This is a genomic window from Chryseobacterium sp. ON_d1, from assembly GCF_006829085.1.
In the GTDB taxonomy this organism is placed as follows: Bacteria; Bacteroidota; Bacteroidia; order Flavobacteriales; family Weeksellaceae; genus Chryseobacterium.
Map to the genome: position 1 here is coordinate 301842 of NZ_BJTC01000006.1, position 23809 is coordinate 325650.

The following is a 23809-nucleotide window of genomic DNA, read 5'->3' on the forward strand; positions in this document are numbered from 1 at the left end:
GAAGCCTGTATTTTTGATATTAACCTAATTTTATTCTACGACAACCTTCTTAGCTTTTGGCTTTTGAGCAGGCTGTTGAGTCGTTGCAGATGCTGTTGGCTTGGCCGTATTATTTCCCGCAGCATGAGTGCCATTCCCGACGGATGTTTTAGGCTTTTCAGCCGTAGTCTGAGTTTTAGGAGTCTCTGTCTTCGGAACGTCTGGCTTTGGAGTTTCTTTTTTAGGGGCCGGAGGGGGGACTACCGGAGCTTCGTAGCTTGGCTCGCTATGTACTTCTTCATAACGTACCGGAGGAAGTGAAGTATCTACTTTCATACGGTAGATAGAATTCAGCTGCTCTACTTTAGCTCTTAATTCTGCCGGAGTTTTCTTACTCGCCCAAAGATCAATCTGCATTCCCTGATCACGAACGTCTCCTGCAGCAGGATCCTGATAATAAATAATATCAGATTCATCTCTGCCTCCATCTTCATGTTCCACCAATCCTACTTCAAACATGCTCTTTGCAATCACTACTCTGGCTTCTTTTACCGTAAGTCCCACTACATTAGGAATCGAAATATTTCTCATAGGACCAGATCCTACAACCACGTCAATAACTGAGAATCTTGGTAAACGGGTACCGGGGTTCACAGCGTTTCCTTTATAAAGAATTCTTAAAAGAGCGTCTTTCTGGATACTCGGCTCGTAGATCGTATCTCCGATCTTAAGACCTACCTGATCCAGTCTCTGGAAAGCCAGTCCTGAATATTTGTTGATTACATTCGGAATCGCAATTGGCGCCCATGTTCTTGGATTTACCTTAAGCGTTACGGTTCTTCCGTCTTTTACGCGGGAACCTGGCGCAGGATACACCTGCAAAACCTGAAATGGTCTGTATTTAGGGTCATAATTGGCACTGTCTACTTCATATTCCAATCCTGTATCATCTAGTATTTTAACGGCATCATGCACCGATTTATTTACAACATTGGGAACAGGGATTTCCTGCCCGTGATTAGTATGGTACTCCAACCAGCGAAATGTGAGCCACACCAGCCCAACGAAAACACCGATGGCTACTACTAAATTCAGTAAAACTTTCCAATTGAAAAGTGATTTAAGCATACTTAAAAATACTTTAATTATAACCGCAAATATAGCTAATAATTTTAGAATGGACTTTTTATTTAACACAATTCATTTTTGATTTTAAATTTTGTCGATTTCCCATATTGCATTATATAAAATGATTAAATTTGCCTTAATTGATACTATATGGTTATGAATAAAAAAAGTGTTGCCGTAGTAATGGGAGGCTATTCTGATGAATATGTCGTTTCTTTAAAAAGCGGGCAATTGATTTATGATTCTTTAGACAGAAATCTCTATGATGTATATAAAGTAGTAGTCCTTAAAGATGAATGGTATTTTTTAGGAGAAAATGATAAAAAATACGAGATGAACAGAGGTGATTTTTCTGTGACTTTAGACAACGGAGAAACTTTGAAATTTGATGTCTGCTTCAATATTATCCACGGAACTCCTGGTGAAAACGGAATTCTTCAGGCATACTGGGACGCAATAGGTCAAAAGTATACAGGCTGTGGCTTCTATCAGAGCGCTCTTACTTTCAATAAAAAAGACACATTGGCAGTACTCTCAAAATATGGAATTCCTTCTGCAAAAAGTATTTATTTAAGAAAAGGTGAAGGCATCAATGTAGATGAGATCGTATCAGAATTAAAGCTTCCTTTATTTGTAAAACCTAATCAATCCGGATCTTCTCTGGGAATTTCAAAAGTAAAAGAAAAATCTGAATTGATTGCTGCTACTGAAATTGCCTTCAAAGAAGACGATGAAATTCTGATCGAAAGTTTCTTAAACGGCATGGAAGTCTCTGTAGGGGTTATTGATTTTAAAGGAGAAACCATTGTTTTAGGAATCACTGAAATTGTTCCTACCAATGAGTTTTTTGATTATGAGGCAAAGTATGAAGGCGCTTCTGAAGAAATTACACCGGCAAGAATTGACGAAGAAACCACAAAAAGAGTGGAAGAAATCGCAAAAAGAGCCTACAACTCATTAGGGATGAGCGGTTTTTCAAGAAGCGAATATATTCTGATGGATGGTATTCCTTATATGCTGGAAATGAACACCAACCCTGGGTTCTCTCCGGCAAGTATTCTCCCTCAGCAGGCAAGACATTATGGAATTTCCATCATGGATCTTTGTGGAAATGAAGTTGAAAAAGCACTTAATAAATAATCAAATGATGAGGCTTCTTACTATTTCATTATTTGTTTCTTCTTTGGCATTTGCACAGAACTACAAAACTCTTGAATTACAACTGCCTAAAAATTCGCTTGAACCCAAAAGCGTCAAATTTAGTGGTGATGCTGTTTACCTTGATGATCAGAAGTGTTTCAATTACATTAAAAAGCATGATGTTATCATTGATAATGAAACAGTTCCCAATTATTTTGAAATCAGTTCTCTTGACAACAAAATCTTGTTTTCAGGAATTATAAAGAAAAATGAAAGTGGAGTTTTTGAAAGTAAGATTAAGTTTCATCCCATCGACAAAGTTTACAAAAATTCAAAAATTACAGGAAGAAATGATTTGATTCTAAATCTGTCTTCCAATCAGGTTCTAAATAACAACTGCAGCCTCAATCTTGAAAACCTAAGGCTGTTTTACGAAAAATCAAACGAAAACAACTAGAATATGAAAATTGCTGTTTTCCCGGGATCATTTGATCCTATTACCTTGGGACATTACGACATTATAGAAAGAGCGGCCCCGCTATTTGATAAATTAATCATCGCTATCGGGCAGAACTCCCAGAAAAAATATATGTTCCCTCTTGAAAAAAGAATGGAATTTATCCAGAACTCGGTCGCTGAATTCCCCAATGTGGAGGTAGATTATTTTGAAGGGCTTACTGTTGACTACTGCTTTGAAAAAAACGCACAGTACATCATCAGAGGGCTGAGAAATCCTGCCGATTTCGAGTTTGAAAAAGCGATTGCCCACACCAACAGAACTCTGGCCCACAAAAAACTGGAAACAGTATTTTTACTGACTTCCTCAGGAAAATCTTTCATCAGCAGCAGTATTGTAAGAGAGATCATTAATCATGGAGGAGAATACGAACTACTGGTTCCTGAGTCCGTGAGGGTGGAGCGATAAAAAAATATAATTGATGAGCGATAAATGATAATTGATATAATGGCCAAGAATTTGCTTAAGCAGAAATCATTCATCAATTATGATTTATCAACAATCATTTATAATTATATATGCACGAACAGTTCAATTTTGCTATAGAAGTCCTGGGGACTATTGCCTTTTCCATGTCCGGAAGTTTTGCAGCAATGCAGAAACGGCTTGATCCGTTCGGGGTACTTATTATTGCATTTGTAACTTCTGTGGGAGGAGGAACTGTAAGAGACCTGCTGTTGGATATCCCTGTATTCTGGATGCATGATCTTCTGACGTGTGCCCTGATTCTGATAACCAGTATTTTTTCAATGGTCTTCAAATCACTTGAGAAAAACTTCAAGGTAACCCTGTTTATTTTCGACAGCTTCGGTCTCGGGTTATTTACCATTATCGGGGTTCAGAAAGGTTTAAATGCAGAAATCCACCCTATGATCTGTATTGCACTAGGAACTATAACAGGCTGTTTTGGGGGGATAATCCGGGATATACTACTCAACAGGATTCCATTGATTTTTAGAAAGGAAATTTACGCTACGGCATGCATTGTAGGAGGTTCGGCATTTTTATTAATGACAAAATACACTGCGTTTTCCTATACTTTTGTACAGGTTTTTACTATCTTATTGATTGTTGCGATCAGAACTTTCGCTGTAAAATATCATTGGCAGATACCTAAATTTTATGGCCATGATCACAGCTCAGAAATGTAGAATAGAATTTTCACAGATATAAAAAAAGCACCTGAATCAGGTGCTTTTTTTGTATTTTTAGTTGATGACTAGAAGAATTTCCCTCTGTTTCTCATATTAGGATTGTGCATATGCTTCTGCATGGTTGGCATTTTCAACTGCTCTTTCATCATTTTGATCTGATCGGTCATCATTCCTGCACTGTCTAATCTTTTTGCTTCTTCCAGAAGCTTCTGCCCTTCCTGCTTTCTTCCTTTGGAAATAGCTGCTGCCGCAAGATTCAAAGTTGCCATTGCTCTGTCATGTTTCATATTCAAACCATATTCCAAAGCTTTTTTCATAAAAGGCTCTACTTTCGCAGGGTGATCCTGAGCCTGGGTCAATCCTGTTAAATAGTGAAAATATCCGTATTGAGTTTTATGAAGTTGTGTTTTATAATCTGTTATTTTTGATAACCATTCTCCCGCTTTTTCCATATTCTGCTTTCTCAGCTGCCAGAATGCCAAAAGAATATACTCATTTTTAAAGAATAGCAAGATTGGAAATGCAGCTAATAGAAATACAACAATACCCCATCCCAGATTTCTTGTGAAAAACATCATATAAAGTCCTGCCAGGATAAGAAATGCTGCTACTGCAATTTTTATGTATTTATTCATTATTAAATTTTAGAAGTGCAAAGATAATAAATTTAGGGCTTAAAGTTCAAAAAGTCAATGGTGAATGGTCAATTCGCTGCGTTTGTTAATTTTTGTAGCTGTGAGAAATTCACAATTCACCTTGCAAAGCAAAAATTGACTATTGGCCCCTAAGCTTCTTTCTTAATTTTTTCAAACGTCCGGAAACAGAAATCATAACCGTTCTTTTCGTCTTTCTCATGGCAGATTTCATTGGTCAACTTCCAGATTTTAGGATCTATTTTCGGGAAGAATGTATCGGCTTCAAGATCTGCTTTCACCAAAGTAACTTCAAGCCTGTCCACCACCTCCATTGTCTGTTCATAGATATTTCCACCTCCGATCACGAAAACTTCTTCATCAATCTTCTTTGCAAATTTCAATGCTTCCTTGATGCTTCCTACAATAAGAATTCCTTCTTCAAACCAGTCTTTTTTTCTTGACACAACAATGTTGGTACGGTTGGGAAGAGGCTTTCCAATACTTTCGTATGTTTTTCTTCCCATAATAACCGGATGCCCTGAAGTAATTTCCTTAAAATGTTTCAAATCTTTGGGAAGATGCCAAAGCAACTGGTTTTCAAAACCAATTTCATTTTTCTCTCCCATCGCCACCACTATTGTTGTCATTCAAATAATTTTTTACAAAATTAGCACATAATTTGTATATTTGGTTAGCACAAAAAATTTAAAAAAATAAACTATGAAAAATAAAGGATGTCTGGGTGCAGGAACCATTGGTATCGCCCTCCTTATTATTGTTGCTGTTCTATTCTTCTGGGGAAAAAGCGGCTATAACAACTTTGTCAACAAAGAACAGACTGTCAATGCAAAATGGTCTAATGTAGAAACTGTATATCAGAAAAGAGCCAACCTTATTCCTAACCTGGAAAGAACTGTAAAATCGTATTCAAAATTTGAACAGGAAACTTTAACTCAAGTTGTGGAAGCCCGTTCAAAAGCCACTTCTATCAATATTGATCCTACCAATATGACAGAAGCAGATCTGGCCAAATTCCAGGCAGCGCAGGGAGAATTATCAGGAGCATTAAGCCGATTGATGGCCGTGGTAGAATCTTATCCTAACTTAAAAGCAGACCAGCAGTATATCAATTTCCAAAGAGAATACACTGCTATCGAAAACAGCATCAGAACTGAAACTGTTTATTACAACGATGCTGCACAGGATTACAACACGTCTATCAAGACTTTCCCGAATAATATTCTTGCAAATTTCACCAATTTTAAAGAAAAACCTTATTTCAAAGCTGACGCAGGAGCTCAGAAAGCCCCTGAAGTATTTAAATAATAATGGGTAATTTCCTAACAAATCAACAGATCGCTTCCCTTGTGGAAGCGATTCAGTCTGCGGAAGATCATTCTACGGGAGAGATCAGGATACACATTGATTCCAATACGGAAAACCGTGATGCTAAAAGAGCATTTGAAGTTTTTAAAAAACTTGGTATGGATAAAACCGCTGACAGAAATGCTGTCCTTTTTCACGTTAATTTTGAACAGAAATATCTTACTATTATAGGAGATATCGGAATTCATGAAAAGGTAAGACAGTCATACTGGGATCACCTTCACGATTATATCACTGCTGAATTTGCCAAAGGAAATTATTATAAAGCACTGAAAAGTGCCATCCTGGAAACAGGACTTGAACTCAAAAAACATTTTCCTGTAGAAGGAGAAAATCCAAACCAACTTTCAAATGAAATTACGTTCTCTTAAAATAGTATTTTCATTTTTATTGCTATGCTTTTACACTTTTGTATCAGCACAGTATACTATTCCTGAAAAACCTGCAGTTCTCTACCCGGTTTTTGATGAAGCCGGATTACTTTCCCAACAGGAAAAAGATGCGCTGAATAATAAGCTGATCAAGTTTGCTGATTCTACCTCAACGGAAATTGAAGTGGTGATCATCCGCTCCACCAAAGGAGAAGATATTAATTTTCTGGCAACCATGTTTGGAGAGAAATGGAAAATCGGGAAGAAAGATGTGGATAATGGCGTAGTTTTCCTGATTGCCACAGAAGACAGAACAATGTCTATTCAGCAGGGACGTGCTGTAGAGCAATATCTTACCGCTTCAGTAGCAGGACAGATCTTAGATTATATCGTCACTCCAAATTTCAAAAAAGGCCTTTGGTATGAAGGGATCAATGGAGGAACCTCAGCCATTATGGAGGCTGTGCAGGGAAAATTCAAACCTGTGCCGACAACAGCTCCCTCCGGTAATGGGAGTGCCTTTAAAGTGCTTATCATTGCTTTTATTATTTTCATCATTATTGCTATACTTTTTGGTAACAGAGGAGGCGGACGCGGCGGAAACAATGACGACGACGATGATGTAATTATCACCAGAAGAGGACGCAGAAATTATCCTGGCGGTTTCTTCCCATTCCCTGGAAGCTTCGGAGGAGGTGGTTTCGGAGGTGGAAGTTCTGGCGGCGGCGGATTCGGAGGCTTCGGCGGAGGCGGAAGCTTTGGAGGCGGTGGTGCATCCGGAGGCTGGTAACAAATACATTTTAAAAATCATATAAATCAGGTCATTAACGACCTGATTTTTTTATTTAAAACACTAAAATAATACCAATTCTTTAACTTTTCTTAATGTTAAATTGATCTTTAGATATTAAAAAATTAACAAAACCACACAAAAACCGTCTTTAATTCAATATTTTTTCACTATATTTACTGAAAACAGGATTATGAAGAAGACGCTGGTAGTATTTGCACACCCTTACCTGGAGCACTCCAATTCGAATGTAGAGCTCATTAATTTCTACGTTCGTCACCAGCATTTTACCTTAAGAGATCTTTACGAAGAATATCCTGATTTTCATATCGCTGCCTTCAGAGAAAGGAAACGCCTTAAAAATTATGACCGGTTTATTTTTCAGTTTCCTCTGATATGGTTTGGAATGCCTCCGCTTCTCAGATTATGGATTGATGAGGTTTTCGACAGAGACTGGCTTAAGGAAGGTGAATACAATCCACTGGAAGGAAAAGAAGTTTATATTTTGGTCACTACCGGCGGAAAAGAAAGATCTTTCAGTAAAACAGGTACCTATCAATACTCCATAGAAGAACTGATCAGCGGACTGATTGTTTCTTTAAAAGTTTTCAAAGCAGACATTAAGCATATCAAAATCGTATACGAAGCCAACAAACTATCCAAAAAGGAAATTATTTTACATAAAAAAGAATTTACAGAACTTCTCAATCAATAACATATGGAATCCAGCTTAGCAATGAACACATTAATTTTCCTGGGGGTTGCCATTATCATGGTTCCATTGGCCAGGAAATTAGGGTTGAGCTCTGTCATCGGCTATATTTTAGGAGGAATTATCATAGGCCCATATGTACTCAGGCTTACAGGAAAAAATGTAGATGATATCATGCACGCCAGTGAATTCGGTGTCATCATGCTTTTGTTTCTTGTAGGATTAGAACTGGAACCCCGTAAATTCTGGGAAATGAGAAAAAAGATAATGGGACTGGGATTGTCACAGATGGTACTTACGATTGCATTATTATTCCTCGTGTTCATCAGTGCAGGATGGAGAATAGACAAAGCCGTTGCCATCGCTATGTGTTTTGCACTATCTTCTACAGCAATTGTTCTGCAGACCTTACAGGAAAAAAACAATCTCAAGACCACCGCCGGAGAAGCCTCATTCTCTACCCTGCTGTTTCAAGATATCTCTGTGATCCCTATTTTAGCCATACTCCCTATTGTAGCCAATTATAAAGCCAAGCATCATGATAATGAAATCCAGATTCTGATTCAGAAACTTCCGGAATGGCTTCAGGCCGGAACCGTAATTTTTGGAGTAGCCCTGCTTATTTTATTAGGAAGATATGTTTTTGTTCCCTTCCTCCGATATGTTTCAAAATCGGGAATGACAGAGTTGTTGACCGCCTCTTCTCTATTCCTTGTTATCGGGGTTTCAGAGCTGATGGTTGTTATAGGCCTTTCACCTGCATTAGGGGCTTTCCTTGCGGGGGTAATGCTTGCCAACAGTGAATTCCGCCATGAGCTGGAAGCACAGATTGATCCGTTCAAGGGACTTTTACTGGCTGTATTTTTTGTCAGCGTAGGTTCTACTATTAATTTTAATATTATTCAGAAAGACCCACTGTTCATATTCAGTACTGTTTTTGCTGTACTGGCTGTAAAATTTATCGTTTTATACACCATTGGAAAGTTTTTCAGAATAGATACTCCTCAAAGTCTTTTTTATGCATTTGCACTTTCTCAGGTAGGAGAATTTGCCTTTGTACTGCTTAATTATGCATCAGATCTTTATCTGTTAGGTCCCGAGATGAATGCACAGATGATGGCCGTTACGGCAATCACCATGTGTATCACTCCTATCCTGCTTATTATCAATGATAAATTTATTACTCCGAAATTCATTAAAGAAATTCCGGAAGAAGAGCATGATTTTAATATCCTTGGAAGTGAAGTTACCCAAAAGAAAATCATTATTGTAGGTTTTGGTCATTTCGGAAGTACCGTGGGACGTCTTTTAAAAGCTAATAAAATATCAGCAACAGTTCTGGACCGTGATTCTGACCGTGTAAAACTGCTCAGAAGCTACGGCTTTAAAGTCTATTATGGTGATGCCACCAGAATTCCTATTCTAAGGGCTGCAGGAATTGAAGAAGCTGAAATTTTGGTTTTATGCCTGGATGATCCGGATGACAATAAGTTTATTGCGGAACTGGTACGCGAACATTATCCTGATGTGAAAATTTTTGTAAGGGCTAAAAACAGGATTGATGCTTATGACTATCTGAATAACGGGATCAATCATATTTACCGTGAAACATTAGGAACAGCTGTGGATATGGCTGTGGATGTTCTTCATGAAACAGGAATGAGAAAATATGCAGCAAGACGGCTGGGACAAAGGTTTATGGCTATTGATAAAGCATCGATCAGAAAGCTGGCAAAAATGAAAGAAAATGATGATGACATTACGCTTTTTACCACAAAAGAAATCCTCCAGCGTGAGGAGGAATTATTAGCATATGATAATCTCAATTTTGACAATAAGAACTGGGAAGGTTCCTCATCTGCTGACGAAGAAGATGAGGATGAATCCCAGGATTAGTTTATTGGATGCTTACGCTTCCACCACTACTTTCCTCTTTGCTTACATTCTTGAGCTCTCCTTTTTTCGAAATATCTACACTTCCACCAGATGAAGCTCCAGCTTTCACACTGGAAACAGCACTGATGTGAACACTTGCTCCACTGGAAGCATCTGCTTCTACATCATCAGCAATGACTCCTTTAGCTGAAACGCTGCTGCCAGAAGAAGCACTGATATCCGCCTTTTTAGCTTTTCCGGAAAGATCAAGGGTAGATCCTGATGAAGATTCAATATCAAGATTCACAGCCCATATTTTACCATCGAAGCTACTGCTGCTGCTTACATTGATCTCCATATCATTAGCCTCCAGGTCTCCGGAGATGCTTCCCGCACTTGATGCTTCGATATCTGTCTTCTCCTGGGTAAACTTATCTTTTACAATAATTCTCGCTGCCGAATCTGCAAGGAGCTTTTTAAAATCTTTTGCATAAATTTTTGCAGTCACTTTGCTGATGTTCATCACTCTGATTCCCGGTTTATAATGAATATGCAGTTTCCCACCATCATTGTCAATAAGAATTTCATTGATGATGCTTTGAGGAGCTGAAATTTCTACTCTTTCTGTTTCAGATTTTATAACCTCTGCCTCAATCGCCTGAGAAACCTGAATTTCATCAAAATCTCCGGTAAATTCTTTATGCTGCATTGGGCCTGATTCTTTGCTGACTACTTTTTCTACCCAATTATTCCCATCTCCATCCCTGTCTCTGTTTCTGTTCTCATGTTTATCATTACATGAGGCTAATGCCACTAGGGCTGAAAAAATAAATAAAGTCCTTGTTTTCATGCTTATTTCTTTTGTCAATTATTTGTTTGATTTCTTTATATCTAAATAACAACTAATTTATAAAAAATATTACATTACCATTGAAATTACTGCAAATACCTGCTATAAGGTTTTATGAAAGACTTTTTCTTAATTAAGCATATAGTTTGTTCATTTTAAATGTTCATAAAAAGGTTTCAGTAAATACGTCTGCTAACATATATCCTATGATGCAAGTTTTTAATATCTTTATGCTTTAATAACAATTATATTTATGAAGAATATTTCATCGGTATTATTAATTTCTGCCTTGGCGTTCAATCAATCTTGTACTACAATGAAACAGACCGATATTCAACAGGAGCTGCCTGCTCCTGATCCCTCTTTATCTTCAAATCCTTTTATGAAGAAAAGCAGGCTTCAATATGAAGCTCCGGAATTTGACAAAATCAAAAATGAACACTTCAAACCCGCTTTTGACTATGGTTTAAAGCAGCATGAAGCTGAAATTATAAAAATTGCCAACAATCCGGCAGCCCCTACTTTTGAAAATACCATCGTTGCACTGGAAAAAAGCGGTGAGGTATTGAGAAGAGCACAGATTGTATTCTCCAATCTTACCAGTGCCAATACGAACCCTACTTTGCAGGCTCTGGATGAAGAATATGCTCCTGTTTTCGCAGCTCATTCTGATAAAATGTACCTGAATGAAAATCTGTATAAAAGAATACAATCTATCAAAGAAGACGGTCTCGATTCTGAAAGCAAAAGACTGGTACAGTTTTATAAGCAAAACTTTGAGATTGCAGGCGCCAATCTTTCCGCTGCTGATAAAGAAAAGCTTAAGCAAATCAACCAGGAACTCGCTTCTCTTTCTACCCAATATGCCAACAAGTTACTGGAAGCAAGAAAGCAGGGAGGTGTATTTTTCTCAGATGCAAAAGAACTTGACGGACTTTCTGCTGATGAAATTGCAGCGGCTGCATCTGATGCCAAAACGGCAGGACAGCCGGGAAAATATCTTCTGGCTTTACAAAACACTACACAGCAGCCTCTTTTGCAAAACCTAAAAAACAGAGCAACCAGAGAAAAACTGTTCAAAGCTTCATGGACAAGAGCTGAAAAGGGAGATGCTAATGATACAAGAGCAACTATTGAACAACTCGCTAAACTGAGACTGAAAAAAGCTCAGATTCTGGGAAAGAAAAATTTTGCTGAATGGAAACTTCAGGACCAGATGGCAAAAACTCCTGAAGCAGCTACTAAGCTGATGAACCAGATCGCCACTCCGGCAGTGGAAACAGCCAGACGTGAAGCAAAAGACATTCAGGATCTTATTGACCAGCAAAAAGGAGGCTTTAAAGTAGAGCCATGGGACTGGAATTTCTATGCTGAACAGGTAAGAAAAGCAAAGTTTGATCTGGACGAAAGTGAAATAAAGCCTTATTTTGAGATTACAACAGTTCTTGAAAAAGGAGTTTTCTTCGCTGCTGAAAAATTCTATGGGTTAACTTTCAAAAAGAGAACAGATCTTCCGGTTTATCACCCGGATGTTGTAACGTATGAAGTTTTTGATCATGATGGAAAATCTATCGCCATCTATTATCTGGATTTCTATACAAGAGATTCTAAAAACGGAGGGGCATGGATGAGCAATTTTGTTGAGCAGTCTTATTTATTGGGCACAAAGCCTGTGATTGTTAACTGCTACAATTATCAGAAACCGGCTCCGGGAAAACCTTCACTGATCAGTTATGATGATGTTTCAACCATCTTCCATGAATTCGGACATTCTATTCATGGAATGTTTGCCAGCCAGAAATATCCTTCTCTTTCAGGAACGAATGTACCGAGAGATTTCGTGGAATTCCCATCTCAGATCAACGAGCACTGGGCTTTAGATCCTGTCGTTCTTAAAAATTATGCAGTACATTATGAAACAAAACAGCCTATCCCACAGGCTTTGGTAGAAAAAATCAAAAAGGCAGCTACATTCAATCAGGGGTATATGACTACTGAATTGGTTTCTGCTGCTGAGCTTGATATGGATTGGCATACTGTAAGCAATGAAAGCCAGTTTATTCCTGTTCTTGATTTTGAAAAGCAGTCTTTAGCCAATCATGGATTCAATCTGGCAACGGTTCCGCCAAGATATCATACACCTTATTTCGCCCATATCTGGGGAGGTGGATACTCAGCTGGATACTATGCTTACTTATGGTCTGAAACATTGGACAATGATGCATGGGAATGGATCAGTAAAAATGGTGGTCTCACCAGAGAAAATGGTGATCGCTTCAGAAAGTATATTCTTTCCGTAGGAAATTCTGTAGACCTGAACCAGGCATTCAGAGACTTTACAGGACACGATCCGGATATCAAACCTTTATTGAGAAACAGAGGGTTTATAAAATAAATCAAACGGAAGCATTCTTTAATTAGAGTGCTTCTTTTTTATGTTTTGGCTAAAGCCGATGAAGAATTTTATTTTTCTATTTTTTAACGGGCTAAAGCCCGTTTCTATTGAATTTGAAATTCTTCACTTCCATATATTAATTTCAGTATAAATTATAAATTTAAATATGCAGAAGTAGTTTCTATTGATATTGATTATTTTTGCATTTCAAATTTTAAATACAATATATGGACTGTCCATGCTGTTCAGGAAAATCCTACGAAGAATGCTGCCAACCTTATCACACCAGGGAAAAACATGCGCCTACCGCTGAAGCTCTGATGCGTTCAAGATTCTCCGCCTTTGCTATTCCGAATGGTGAATATCTGATGGAAACCACACTTCCGGGAAAAAGAAAGTATCACAATAAGAAAGATCTTCAGGAATGGGGAGAAATCAATCAATGGACAAAGCTGGAAATCATAAAAACGCCTGCTCTTAATCATGTAGAATTTAAGGCTTATTATACTGATCAGGATGGCCATCCACAAATTCATCATGAGTTTTCTGTTTTTCAGAAAATGCATGAGCGCTGGTATTATGTTTCAGGGGAATTTTTGGATTAATAATGAAATCCAATTGATACAAATAAAAAATGTCCGACTAGATCGGACATTTTTATTTTTTAGTGAGCATCAGTTCCGTCAATTCCATGAGCGTGACCGTGTGCCAATTCTTCTTCTGTCGCCGGACGGGTATTTAAAACTTCTACCTGGAAGTCTAAAACTTTCCCCGCCATTGGGTGGTTAAGATCTGCTACTACAACTTCAGGAGTAATTTCAACTACAAATGCCTGGAAGTTGTTTCCCTGATTATCAGATAAAGGCAAAATAGCTCCTACTGGTGGAAGACCTGATTCTTTAAACATATCAACTGGTAATTGAGCAATAGCATCTGGCTGTCTTTCTCCGTAAGCTTCTTCAGGCTGAATCACAAAAGCAGCCTTGTCGCCAGCTTTTAAGCCTAAGATATTTTGTTCAAATTTTGGAATCATCATTCCCACACCATACAAAAATGTAAGCGGATTTTCTGTTGTTGTCTCTTCTACAAGAATCTTACTTCCATCTGGTTCGATAGTGTGAAGTATATACTTTACAGCTACAACGTGATTGTTTTCAATTGTCATATTTTTCTTTTTTTCGTGATTTTGTCTCACGATTAATGATACAAATATACTGTTTTTGAAATGATTCAGTGAGCTTGGAAGCCGGAGGTTGGAAGAAGGATGCTATGAAAGACATAAAGAAATGGAGATCTTCTTTTTACAGCCTTTATTTTTTTCTACTTTCGTCTCTCTTTTTTTGTCTTAGCATAAAGAGATACAGACTCTCCACTTTTGTTCTGGCCCAAGGTGTTCTTCGCAGAAACTTCAGGGAAGAATTGATGCTTGGGTTATCTGTAAAACATTTTATATTGATCTGTTCGCCAAGCCTTTCGAAACCTTCATAGTATTCTACCAGTTCTTCCAGGATCGCATCCAGCCTTTTTCCGTGTAGAGGATCTTTGGACTGTTGTTCCATATTTTTTTTACAAAATTAATTTATTATAAGTTTATATGAAAATCTCTCCCCTTCTTCCTTTTTTGTTTCTTATTTTTGAAAAAGATATTTCTTACCATACCATTATTTGTTTCAAAAAATATGAGCAAAAATAACGAAGCGAACAGGAAAAAAAATAAAAAGAAAATTGACCAGAAAAAACGTAAAATACAAAATGCTGAAGCAGAAAGAAAAGCAAGGTTAAAACAAATCCGGGAAGATTTCAAAGCAAGAGAAGCTGACAATAAGCTATAAATTGTTTTATCCGAATTAAGGAAAACCTTATTTTTAAAAATTAAGTATTCTCTATCTTTACATTGTAATAGCTGCAAAATAATTCTCTACGAAGCAAGCTGAAAATTATGCTGCATATATTCTTTTTAATTCTCAAATTTAAATTATGAAAATTCTCCACACTGCCGACTGGCATTTGGGTAAACGCCTTGACCGTTTTTCCAGACTTGAAGAACAGGTTTTGGTTATGAATGAAATTGTTCAGATCGCTGACGAGCAAAACGTTGATTTAATTTTAATTGCCGGTGATCTTTTTGACAATTTCAATCCAGGTGTAGAGGCCGTTGAACTTTTTTATAAAACATTAAAACGTTTATCACTGAATGGTAAACGTCCCGTCATTGCGATTTCCGGCAATCATGATTCTCCAAGCTTAATCAATGCTCCTGATCCTCTGGCGCGGGAATGCGGAATTATTTTAATCGGCCATCCCAAAACTGAAATTACACCTTTCGGAACAGAATATTTCAACATTACCAACTCAAAAGAAGGTTTTATAGAACTGAAAATTGACGGAATAGATTTTCCTGTAAGAATCCTTCATACCCCTTTTGCCAATGAGATCCGGTTAAAAGAATATTTCGGTGAAAATAAAGAAGAGGAAATCAACAAAGTGCTTTCTCAAAAATGGAAAGATCTTGCAGATCAGTTTTGTGATCATTCCGGAGTTAATCTTCTGACAGCTCATTTGTATATGAATAAAAGAGGAGCTGAAATTTTAGAAGAGCCTGAGGGAGAAAAACCTATTAAAATCGGAAATGCTGACCTCATTTTTTCAGACAGCATTCCTGAGCAGATTCAATATACAGCACTGGGGCACCTGCATGGGTTTCAGAATATCGGTACGAAGGAAAAGCCTGTGATTTATTCATCCTCACCTCTCTGCTACAGTTTCAGTGAAGCCGGACAGACAAAATATGTCTCTATTATTGATGCGGAACCGGGAAAAGCAGTTAGCTATGAAAAAAAAGCTTTAAAAAACGGAAGAACTCTGGTCAGAAAAGCCTTCACTTCTGTAGAAAATACTGTTCAGTGGCTGGGTGAAAATCCCAATATATTTATTGAACTCACCCTGGAAAGTGAAACTTTTTTAACGGCTGATGAAAGGAGATTAATCTATCAGTCTCATAACGGAATTGTCCACCTTATTCCAAAAGTAAAAAATAAAGAATTTACAGAACAACAAGTTCATGAAATCAACCTAAATCAAAATATCGAATTATTATTCAAAGATTATTTTAAATCTAAAAACGGTGGGCAGGAAGCTAATGAAGAACTGATGAATTTGTTTAACGAAATTTTAAATGCATAAGTCATGATCCCTGTTCAATTAACTATCGAAGGACTTTACTCTTACCGGGAACGTCAGACCATTGATTTCAGAAATCTTACTGAAGCGGGATTGTTTGGGATTTTCGGGGCGGTAGGCTCCGGAAAATCTTCAGTACTTGAAGCCATTTCGTTTGCCTTGTACGGAGAAACAGAACGCCTGAACATGCGTGACAAAAGGGCTTACAATATGATGAATTTAAAATCAAACAGTTCTTATATAGAATTTGATTTTGTGAATTATGAAAATAAACTCTTCCGTGCCACCCGTGATTTTAAACGGAATTTAAAAAAGTTCGAAGAAGTAAAACCTAATGCGGTTACTTTTTATGAGTTTATCAATGGTAAATGGATTCCTTTGGATCACTCGAATGCAGAGGTTATTATCGGCTTGAGTTATTCCAATTTTAAGAGAACCATCATTATTCCGCAGGGACAGTTCAAAGAATTCCTTGAGCTGGGTGCTGCAGAAAGAACGAATATGATGAAAGAGATTTTTAATCTTCAGAAATTTGACCTTCAGAACAATGTTTCTGCTCTGAATGTAAAAAACAGATCAGAACAGGATCAGCTGGAAGGGCAGCTTAAAGGATTTGAAGACATCAATGAAGAGAAAATCAACATTCAGAAAGAACAGCTCACAAAAGAACAGAAAATTCTTTCTGAATCCAATGAAAAACTGGAGAAAATTTCCCAGACGTATCAACAGCTGAAAAACTTGAAAAGTGACTTCGACAGTTTACAGCAGAATAAAGAAAAATTCAATCAACTTACAGAGAAAAAACCTCAAATAGATGCTCTGGAGGCACAGGCGGAATTATATGATCGTACTTTCAGACTTTTTAATCCTCTAATTATTGAAAAAAATAAACTTTCAAAAGAGATTTCTGACAAACGAAATGAAAAAGAACAGCAAGTTAAAAACTGGCAGGAAACTGAAAAAGCTTTTAATATCATAAAGGAACAACTTACAGTTCTTGAACAACAGTTTAAAGCTTTAGAGCAATCCAGAATTCAGGAAAACGATTTGAATCTTATCATTCAGATCATGAAGTTTTCTGAAGAGATTAAGATTTTGAATGAAAGAACTCAGAAAGGTTCCGAAAAAGTAAAAGAAGTAAATGTTCATAAAGAGAAAATTCAAAAAACAATTGATGAGCTTTCTGCACAGATTAAAGTCTTAAAGGAACAAAAACTGGATTCTGCACTACTTTCTGAAATGGGCAACTGGTTTATTCAACAAAAGAATTTAAAAAAATCACTGCAGGAACAAACCGAAAAGGTTGAGAAACATCAAAAGCAGATTGGAGAAATTGCAGAAGAATTAAAGCCTTTTAATTATACCGAGAATTATAAAGAAGGTTTCAAAAGCAGGAAAGAAGCTTTAGAAGCAAAGAAAAAGGAACTTTCGCAGAAATTGGATCACCTTAAAATTCAAAAAGAGCTTTCCCGTTTCGCCAGTGAACTTCATGATGGTGAAAACTGTCCTCTTTGTGGTTCTAAAGAGCATCCGCATATTGTAGAATTTCATGATATAAATGCTGAACTGCTGGAAATTCAGGAGAAGATAACATCCGTGGAACAGGAAACGGCTGCTATTCAAAAGCAGGAAGCAGAAATCGACAAAATTCTGGATCGAAAAAAGATCTTCGAGGAACAGCTTCTTTCGGAACAAAAAATTGTTCTTCAAATTCAGGAAAACATTGAAAAACATATCCTGAATTTCACCTGGAAAACATTCTCTCCTGATCGGGAAGAAGAATTTGAAAAAAAACGTTCTGATTCTTTTACACTGGAAAAAAAGATTGAAGAAACGGAGCGCAATATAGCTGTAGAAAGGGAAAATATGGACAGAGAAATCAAAACTCTGGAGAAATATAAGAGCGCCTTGGAGGCTTTCCGCCTGGAAGAAGTTTCGAAGCAGGAACAGATCAATATCAGTCGTTCCGGTCTTAAAATCCTGGATTGGAACCTGTATACTCAAAAAGAAAAAGCTGAGATTGAAGAAACCTATCAAACACTGGTACAATCCAACAAAGAAACAGAAGAAAGTTACCAAAAAGCATTAGAGCAGGAAAAAATTCTTTCACCAAAATTGGCAGAGCAAAAAGCGATTGTCAGTCAGTCTGAGAAACAGATTGCAAATCTTGAAAAGGAAATTGCCGTTAATGAAGACGCGATCATCAAAGCTTTGGCAAATCAAAATTTCAAAGAGTTCAAAGAGGTTGAGAATATTTTACTTCAGGAAATCAATATTGAATTCGTGAGAACGAAAGTTCAGCATTTCAAAGTCGAATTTGAAGCTTTAAAAAAATTCATCGGAGAGCTGGAATTGAAACTGAAAGGCCTTTCATTTGATAATGAGCAGTTTTCTCTGACCGAAAAGCAATTCAATGAGGTACAAATCGAACAAAAACAGATCAGTGATTCTGTAGTTACAAAAACCGCTGAAATAGACCGACTGGAAAAAGAATTTGTAAAAAAACAAACTCTTTTAAAAGAATTAACAAAACTTCAGAAGCGTTCGGACAATTTAAAAATCATGATGAATCTGTTTAAAGGAGCTGGCTTTGTACAATATGTTTCGTCTATTTATCTGAGACAGCTTTGTGATCATGCCAATGTACGTTTCCACAGAATGACCAGAAACCAGCTGAGTCTGCAGCTTAATGAAAATAATGATTTCGAGATTATAGATTACCTCAACGAAGGGAAAAGCAGAAGTGTAAAAACGCTTTCAGGCGGACAGGCCTTTCAGGTATCTTTGAGTCTGGCTCTGGCTCTGGCAGAAAGTGTTCAGGCCAATGCACAGGCTGATAAGAACTTCTTCTTTATTGACGAAGGCTTCGGAACCCAGGATACAGAATCTGTGAACATCGTATTTGAAACCCTCACCAATCTGATGAAAGAAAATAGGATTGTAGGTATTATTTCGCATGTTGAAGAACTGAAAGAAAAAATTCCTACGGCTCTCAATATTATCAAAGACGAAGAAAGAGGAAGTCTGATTGAAATTATTTAATTCAATATATTGTAAATAACAAAAGCCACAAAAGAAACAAATCTTTCGTGGCTTTCACACCTCACAAACTTTCCTGTTACAGTCCTTTTATAACAGGCTTCACTTCATTTCCAAACAATTCTATAGATTTCATCATTACATCATGTGCAGGATCTCCCACATCCATGTGCCCGATAAATCTTGTGATTCCGAAAATTTCTTTCATATAAGCAATTTTATCTGCTACTTCAGATGGACTTCCGATAAACAGTGCACCGTCTTTGCTTCTTCCGCCTTCATACTGTGCTTTTGTGTAAGGAGCCCATCCTCTGGAAGCCCCTATTCTATCCATCTGGGATTTATAGTTATGGAAATATCCATCAACTACTTTCTGATCATCGCTCACAAAAGTGTGTGAATGAATGGCAATCTGCATCTTCGAAACATCATGTCCTGCTTTCTGATACTCTTGTTTATAGAATTCGATCAGATTCCTGAATTGGATAGGCATTCCTCCAATAATGGCTACCACTAAAGGCATTCCCAATTCCGCCGCACTTAAAACAGACTGCGGAGTACCACCCACCGCTCTCCAGATAGAAAGTTTTCCGTCATTTTTTGCCCGTGGATACACGGTTTGGTTCTGCATCGGAGCACGAAGTTTTCCAGACCAGCTTACATTTTCTTTAGAATTGATTTTCAACAATAATTCTAATTTTTCGTCAAATAGCTGTTCATAGTCATTCAATGAATAACCGTACAGCGGAAATGATTCAATGAAACTTCCACGTCCCACGAATATCTCTGCTCTTCCGTCTGAAATAAGATCAAGTGTTGAAAAATCTTCATATACTTTTACCGGCTCTGAAGAACTTAAAACAGTTACTCCACTGGCCAACTTTATATTTTTGGTAATACTTGCCGCGGCTGCCAAAACTATTTCCGGAGAAGAAACAGCATAATCCGGACGGTGGTGCTCTCCCATTGCGAAAACATCAATTCCTACCTCATCCATTAATTTTACCTGATCCAGTATTTCACGGATCTTAGTTCCTGCATCTCTATATTTCCCGGTTGACTGGTCAAAAGCGAGGTCACCGAACATTCCTATTCCTAATTCCATATTGTTGATTTTAGTGATACAAAGTTACCACTATGGAAAATCAAAAACATTGATGTTTGTTAAGATCGAAAAGTTACTTTTTTAAAACACAAATAACACTAATGTATCACTAATAACACGAAAGTGTCATTGCGAGCAAAGCGAATTGTGCTTTTGTTGGAAAACGCAAAGACGCGAAAGGATCTTTATCTTCATTCTGTTTAAGGCGCAAGAAAATCGAAGATTTTCAGCAAAGGTCAGTTCTTATAGTATTAGGGATTATAAAATTTTATCGCAGATAAAATCTTTGCGTCTTACGACATAATCCATTAATAATCTTGCGCCTTTGTGTTTCCAAAAGATTAGCAAAAACAAAAAATCCAGCCTAAAACCAGGCTGGATTCTATTATTATTTTTTCAGATATAAATCAAAATAATCTGTGATTTTCTGCATCAGGTGAACCCTGTCTTTTCCAATCACATTATGCGGATGTCCCGGATAGGTAAAATAATCCAGCTGAACGCCGTTGTCAACAGCCGACTTGATGAATTTGATAGAATGCTGCCATACCACCACATCATCCTGTGCCCCGTGGATCATCAGTAATTTTCCTTTCAGGTTCTGAACTTTATCCAAAAGATTGGCTGCAGCATATCCCTGCGGGTTTTCCTGTGGCGTATCCATATATCTTTCTCCATACATGATCTCGTACATGCTCCAGTCGATTACAGGTCCTCCAGCTACCCCTACTTTGAACACATCCGGCTTGCGGAGCATAAAACTTGTCGTCATAAATCCTCCGAAACTCCATCCATGGATTCCCATTCTGTCTCCGTCTACATAAGGAAGAGACTTTAGATACTCTACTCCTTTCATCTGGTCGTTCATTTCTGTTGTTCCCAGATTTCTGAATACAGCCTGCTCAAACTTCAGTCCACGGTTGGAAGAACCTCTTCCGTCCATTGTGAAAATGATGTATCCGTTCTGAGCCATATATTCATACCAAAGGTTTCCTGAAGCCGGAAAGCTGTTTGTGACCAACTGTAAGTGCGGACCATTATACAGATAGACAATAGTCGGATATTTTTTGTTCGGATCAAAATTCGTTGGAAGAATAATTTTTCCATATAAAGCAGTTCCATCATCTGCCTTTAATTCTACATTTTTGATTTCCGGTCTCTGATAATTCTTTAATGGATTTTCAGAAGTGAGAATATTGGTAGTCTTTAAATTGGCTGTATTGATGATATTGGCAACTCTAGGTGAATTGGCATTGCTGTACGCATCATACAGGTAGCTTCCGTCACTGCTCAAAGTTCCGGCATGCATACCTTCTGCACTGTCCAGTCTCTGCATTTTGAAATTCGTCCAGTTGATTCTGTATAAATGTCTTTCCAAAGGAGTCTCTTTCGTAGAGGTAAAATAGATTTCCTTTTTCTTTTCATTAAATCCTAAAATATCTGTTACCAGCCAGTCTCCTTTCGTAATCTGTGCAATCAGTCCTTTTTCCAGACTATAATGGAACAGATGATTATATCCTGTTCTCTGGCTTTGCCATATAAAATCTGTGTTGGAATTTGGGAAGAAAGTAAGCGGATGTTGCGGTTCCACGTATTTGCTGTCTGTTTCTTCAAACAGTGTTTTTACCAATTCTCCTGTAACAGCATCGTATTGGTTCATCTTCATATGATTTTGCCCTCTGTTCAGAACTCCTACAAAGATGTATTTTGAGTCCGGGCTCCAGGTAACTGCCGTCAGATACTGATCTTTTTCCCCTTCGATTTTCAGAAAAGCAGTAGATTGAGTTTTGATATTGAAAACCCCAAGTGTTACCTGATGGGAAGTCTGACCAGCCATCGGGTATTTGATATTGTGATTGACAGCAGGCGTTACAGACCAGTCGATGATCGGGTAATCTGCTACCATGCTCTGATCCATTTTATAAAATGCTACACTCTCAGAGTTTGGAGCAGGGAAAATTCCGGTATCAATCCCGAATTCGTTTCTGTGAACCGCCTGTCCGCTGATGATATTTTCGTTGGTTTCGTTGGTTACCGCAATGGTTTTCCCGTTTCTGTTTACAAATAAATTATTCTTCGCGGTAAAAGCAAAGGTCTGGTTATCACCAAACATTTTTATGTTGGCAGCGTCCTGATCAATGACAGCCGTATTCTTTACTTTCCAGTCATTTCCTGATCTTTCAATCCACGACATTTTACCACCGGTCGTAAAATAGCCGTTAGAATTTCCTGTAAATTTGATAGATGGAACAGTTTTCAGCTTATCATTGGATAGGTTTCTGTTCAGTTGGCTCAAGGAGACCAGGGTATCCTGTCTGTTAGTTTTCAGATCTGTAATCAGATAACCGCCTTTTACAGCCTGTATGTAAGATTTTCCATCTGCAGCCCACGAAAACTGGGAAATATTTTTCACGGCAAGGTTGGTTCTCATTCCATTTACAGCCTCCGCCATCGTAAATTTCTGGGTCTGGGCAAAGGCTGAACTGCCTAAAACCAGCATCAATAAAGAAAATTTATGTAATTTCATTGTATAAAATTGAATCCACCAAAAATAAGAAATAAAAATCATCCGTTAAGAAATGTTAAATTAAAACATTTGTAAAATGGAATTTAAGCATTGAAAGAAATTATTTCTTAACTTAATAGTAGATTTTAAAGGGATTAGAATAAGTCAATGGTGAATGGTCAATCCGCTACGCTTGTCAAATTTTTATTGTTGAAAAATTATAGTATTCACCATTCACTTGCGAAGCAAAATTAACGATTGGATGTTAAAAAGCAATTGTGAATAACCAATCCGTTAAGATGTCAAATTTTAATTTCAGACAGTTACAGTATTCACTATTCACTTGCGAAGCAAAATTGATGATTGATAAAAGAACTCATTTCTTATCCTATATCAATGTCTTGTATAGGTACGCTGTCCTAAATTTGCATCATTAATAACAAACAAAAAATACAAAATACAATGGCAACAAAATGGATTTTAGACCCAACGCATAGCGAAATTACTTTCAAAGTAAAACACATGATGATCTCTAATGTAAAGGGAAGCTTCAGAACTTTCACTGCTGAAATTGATTCTGAAGACGAATTCTTTGCTAATGCAAAAACGACTGCTACCATTCAGACAGACTCAGTTTTTACTAACAACACAGACAGAGATAATCACTTAAAATCTGCTGAATTCTTCAATGCTGAAGTACATCCTACAATCACTTTTGAATCACAGGCATTAAACAATACTGTTGTGGGTAACCTTACCATCAACGGAATTACAAAACCTGTAACGCTTGACGTGGATTTCGGAGGAATCAATGTAGACCCATGGGGAAATACAAAAGCAGGTTTCTCTTTCGAAGGGAAAATCAGCAGAAAAGATTTTGGATTAAACTGGAATGCAGCTCTTGAAGCAGGAGGTGTCATGGTAAGTGATGATGTAAAAGTAGCTGGTGAATTACAGTTTGTAAAACAAGCATAGTTAATAACACACATTATAAAAGGTTCAGGGATTTGTCTAAAAGCCTTGAACCTTTTATTTTTTTATAATCTT

23 protein-coding genes are annotated in these 23809 nt (G+C 37.4%); 15 read left to right on the forward strand and 8 right to left on the reverse strand.

The features are described from left to right. Positions 1-30 precede the first annotated feature (30 nt). Positions 31-1107: a PASTA domain-containing protein gene (locus CRS_RS11925; protein WP_142724258.1), complete on the reverse strand. Its 1077-nt coding sequence runs from the start codon at positions 1105-1107 to the stop codon at positions 31-33. Positions 1108-1263: 156 nt separating this feature from the next. On the opposite strand from CRS_RS11925, the gene CRS_RS11930 reads away from it, so the two are divergent. The 4 genes from CRS_RS11930 (at position 1264) to CRS_RS11945 (ending at position 3915) form a co-directional block, all read left to right on the forward strand. Beyond that, positions 1264-2247, forward strand: a complete 984-nt coding sequence (locus CRS_RS11930; protein WP_142724259.1) for a D-alanine--D-alanine ligase — start codon at positions 1264-1266, stop codon at positions 2245-2247. 4 nt (positions 2248-2251) lie between these two features. Then, positions 2252-2704 carry a hypothetical protein gene (locus tag CRS_RS11935; RefSeq protein ID WP_142724260.1) on the forward strand — a complete coding sequence of 151 codons (453 nt, stop codon included), beginning with the start codon at positions 2252-2254 and terminating at the stop codon, positions 2702-2704. A 3-nt stretch (positions 2705-2707) separates the two neighbouring features. Beyond that, a complete protein-coding gene (coaD, locus tag CRS_RS11940; protein WP_002983612.1) occupies positions 2708-3172 on the forward strand; it encodes a pantetheine-phosphate adenylyltransferase in 465 nt (154 codons plus the stop codon). 110 nt (positions 3173-3282) lie between these two features. Further along, a complete protein-coding gene (locus tag CRS_RS11945; RefSeq protein WP_142724261.1) occupies positions 3283-3915 on the forward strand; it encodes a trimeric intracellular cation channel family protein in 633 nt (210 codons plus the stop codon). 68 nt (positions 3916-3983) lie between these two features. On the opposite strand, the gene CRS_RS11950 is transcribed toward CRS_RS11945, so the two are convergent. Both CRS_RS11950 and CRS_RS11955 read right to left on the reverse strand, forming a co-directional pair. After that, positions 3984-4553: a DUF2892 domain-containing protein gene (locus tag CRS_RS11950; protein WP_142724262.1), complete on the reverse strand. Its 570-nt coding sequence runs from the start codon at positions 4551-4553 to the stop codon at positions 3984-3986. Positions 4554-4702: 149 nt separating this feature from the next. Then, positions 4703-5200, reverse strand: a complete 498-nt coding sequence (locus CRS_RS11955) for a dihydrofolate reductase (RefSeq protein ID WP_142724263.1) — start codon at positions 5198-5200, stop codon at positions 4703-4705. Positions 5201-5273: 73 nt separating this feature from the next. On the opposite strand from CRS_RS11955, the gene CRS_RS11960 reads away from it, so the two are divergent. From CRS_RS11960 to CRS_RS11980, 5 genes are all read left to right on the forward strand, one after another. Further along, positions 5274-5879, forward strand: coding sequence for a LemA family protein (locus tag CRS_RS11960; RefSeq protein WP_002983620.1), 606 nt, complete (start codon positions 5274-5276; stop codon positions 5877-5879). A gap of 2 nt (positions 5880-5881) precedes the next feature. Then, positions 5882-6310 (forward strand): TPM domain-containing protein, encoded by a 429-nt coding sequence (locus CRS_RS11965; RefSeq protein ID WP_172617051.1) that lies wholly within the window; start codon positions 5882-5884, stop codon positions 6308-6310. Next, complete coding sequence (locus tag CRS_RS11970; protein WP_142724265.1) at positions 6291-7100, forward strand: YgcG family protein; 810 nt, start codon at positions 6291-6293, stop codon at positions 7098-7100. The genes CRS_RS11965 and CRS_RS11970 overlap by 20 nt, the downstream gene beginning before the upstream one ends. 193 nt (positions 7101-7293) lie before the next feature. Beyond that, positions 7294-7815 carry an NAD(P)H-dependent oxidoreductase gene (locus tag CRS_RS11975; protein WP_142724266.1) on the forward strand — a complete coding sequence of 174 codons (522 nt, stop codon included), beginning with the start codon at positions 7294-7296 and terminating at the stop codon, positions 7813-7815. Between the two features lie 3 nt (positions 7816-7818). Beyond that, positions 7819-9708, forward strand: coding sequence for a monovalent cation:proton antiporter-2 (CPA2) family protein (locus CRS_RS11980; RefSeq protein ID WP_142724267.1), 1890 nt, complete (start codon positions 7819-7821; stop codon positions 9706-9708). A gap of 1 nt (position 9709) precedes the next feature. On the opposite strand, the gene CRS_RS11985 is transcribed toward CRS_RS11980, so the two are convergent. Then, positions 9710-10537, reverse strand: a complete 828-nt coding sequence (locus CRS_RS11985) for a GIN domain-containing protein (RefSeq protein ID WP_142724268.1) — start codon at positions 10535-10537, stop codon at positions 9710-9712. Positions 10538-10790: 253 nt separating this feature from the next. On the opposite strand from CRS_RS11985, the gene CRS_RS11990 reads away from it, so the two are divergent. Continuing rightward, on the forward strand, positions 10791-12932 hold the full coding sequence (locus CRS_RS11990; RefSeq protein WP_142724269.1) for a M3 family metallopeptidase: 2142 nt from the start codon (positions 10791-10793) through the stop codon (positions 12930-12932). Between the two features lie 227 nt (positions 12933-13159). Beyond that, a complete protein-coding gene (locus CRS_RS11995; RefSeq protein ID WP_142724270.1) occupies positions 13160-13537 on the forward strand; it encodes a YchJ family protein in 378 nt (125 codons plus the stop codon). A gap of 59 nt (positions 13538-13596) precedes the next feature. On the opposite strand, the gene CRS_RS12000 is transcribed toward CRS_RS11995, so the two are convergent. Further along, entirely contained in the window at positions 13597-14097 is a 501-nt protein-coding gene (locus tag CRS_RS12000) for a peptidylprolyl isomerase (protein ID WP_142724271.1), read from the reverse strand. Positions 14098-14242: 145 nt separating this feature from the next. After that, positions 14243-14491 (reverse strand): VF530 family DNA-binding protein, encoded by a 249-nt coding sequence (locus CRS_RS12005; RefSeq protein WP_142724272.1) that lies wholly within the window; start codon positions 14489-14491, stop codon positions 14243-14245. 120 nt (positions 14492-14611) lie between these two features. On the opposite strand from CRS_RS12005, the gene CRS_RS24420 reads away from it, so the two are divergent. From CRS_RS24420 to CRS_RS12015, 3 genes are all read left to right on the forward strand, one after another. Further along, positions 14612-14764, forward strand: a complete 153-nt coding sequence (locus CRS_RS24420) for a hypothetical protein (protein ID WP_171006328.1) — start codon at positions 14612-14614, stop codon at positions 14762-14764. Positions 14765-14909: 145 nt separating this feature from the next. Then, a complete protein-coding gene (locus CRS_RS12010) occupies positions 14910-16115 on the forward strand; it encodes an exonuclease subunit SbcD (protein ID WP_142724273.1) in 1206 nt (401 codons plus the stop codon). 3 nt (positions 16116-16118) lie between these two features. Then, complete coding sequence (locus CRS_RS12015; protein ID WP_142724274.1) at positions 16119-19154, forward strand: SbcC/MukB-like Walker B domain-containing protein; 3036 nt, start codon at positions 16119-16121, stop codon at positions 19152-19154. Positions 19155-19230: 76 nt separating this feature from the next. Here the strand turns inward: CRS_RS12015 and CRS_RS12020 are convergent, their stop codons facing one another. Together CRS_RS12020 and CRS_RS12025 are read right to left on the reverse strand one after the other, a co-directional pair. Beyond that, on the reverse strand, positions 19231-20256 hold the full coding sequence (locus tag CRS_RS12020; RefSeq protein ID WP_142724275.1) for an LLM class flavin-dependent oxidoreductase: 1026 nt from the start codon (positions 20254-20256) through the stop codon (positions 19231-19233). Positions 20257-20644: 388 nt separating this feature from the next. Then, positions 20645-22783 (reverse strand): DPP IV N-terminal domain-containing protein, encoded by a 2139-nt coding sequence (locus CRS_RS12025; RefSeq protein WP_142724276.1) that lies wholly within the window; start codon positions 22781-22783, stop codon positions 20645-20647. A gap of 441 nt (positions 22784-23224) precedes the next feature. Here CRS_RS12025 and CRS_RS12030 point away from each other — a divergent pair, with 441 nt between their 5' ends. Next, positions 23225-23737, forward strand: a complete 513-nt coding sequence (locus tag CRS_RS12030; protein WP_002983653.1) for a YceI family protein — start codon at positions 23225-23227, stop codon at positions 23735-23737. Positions 23738-23809 lie beyond the last annotated feature (72 nt).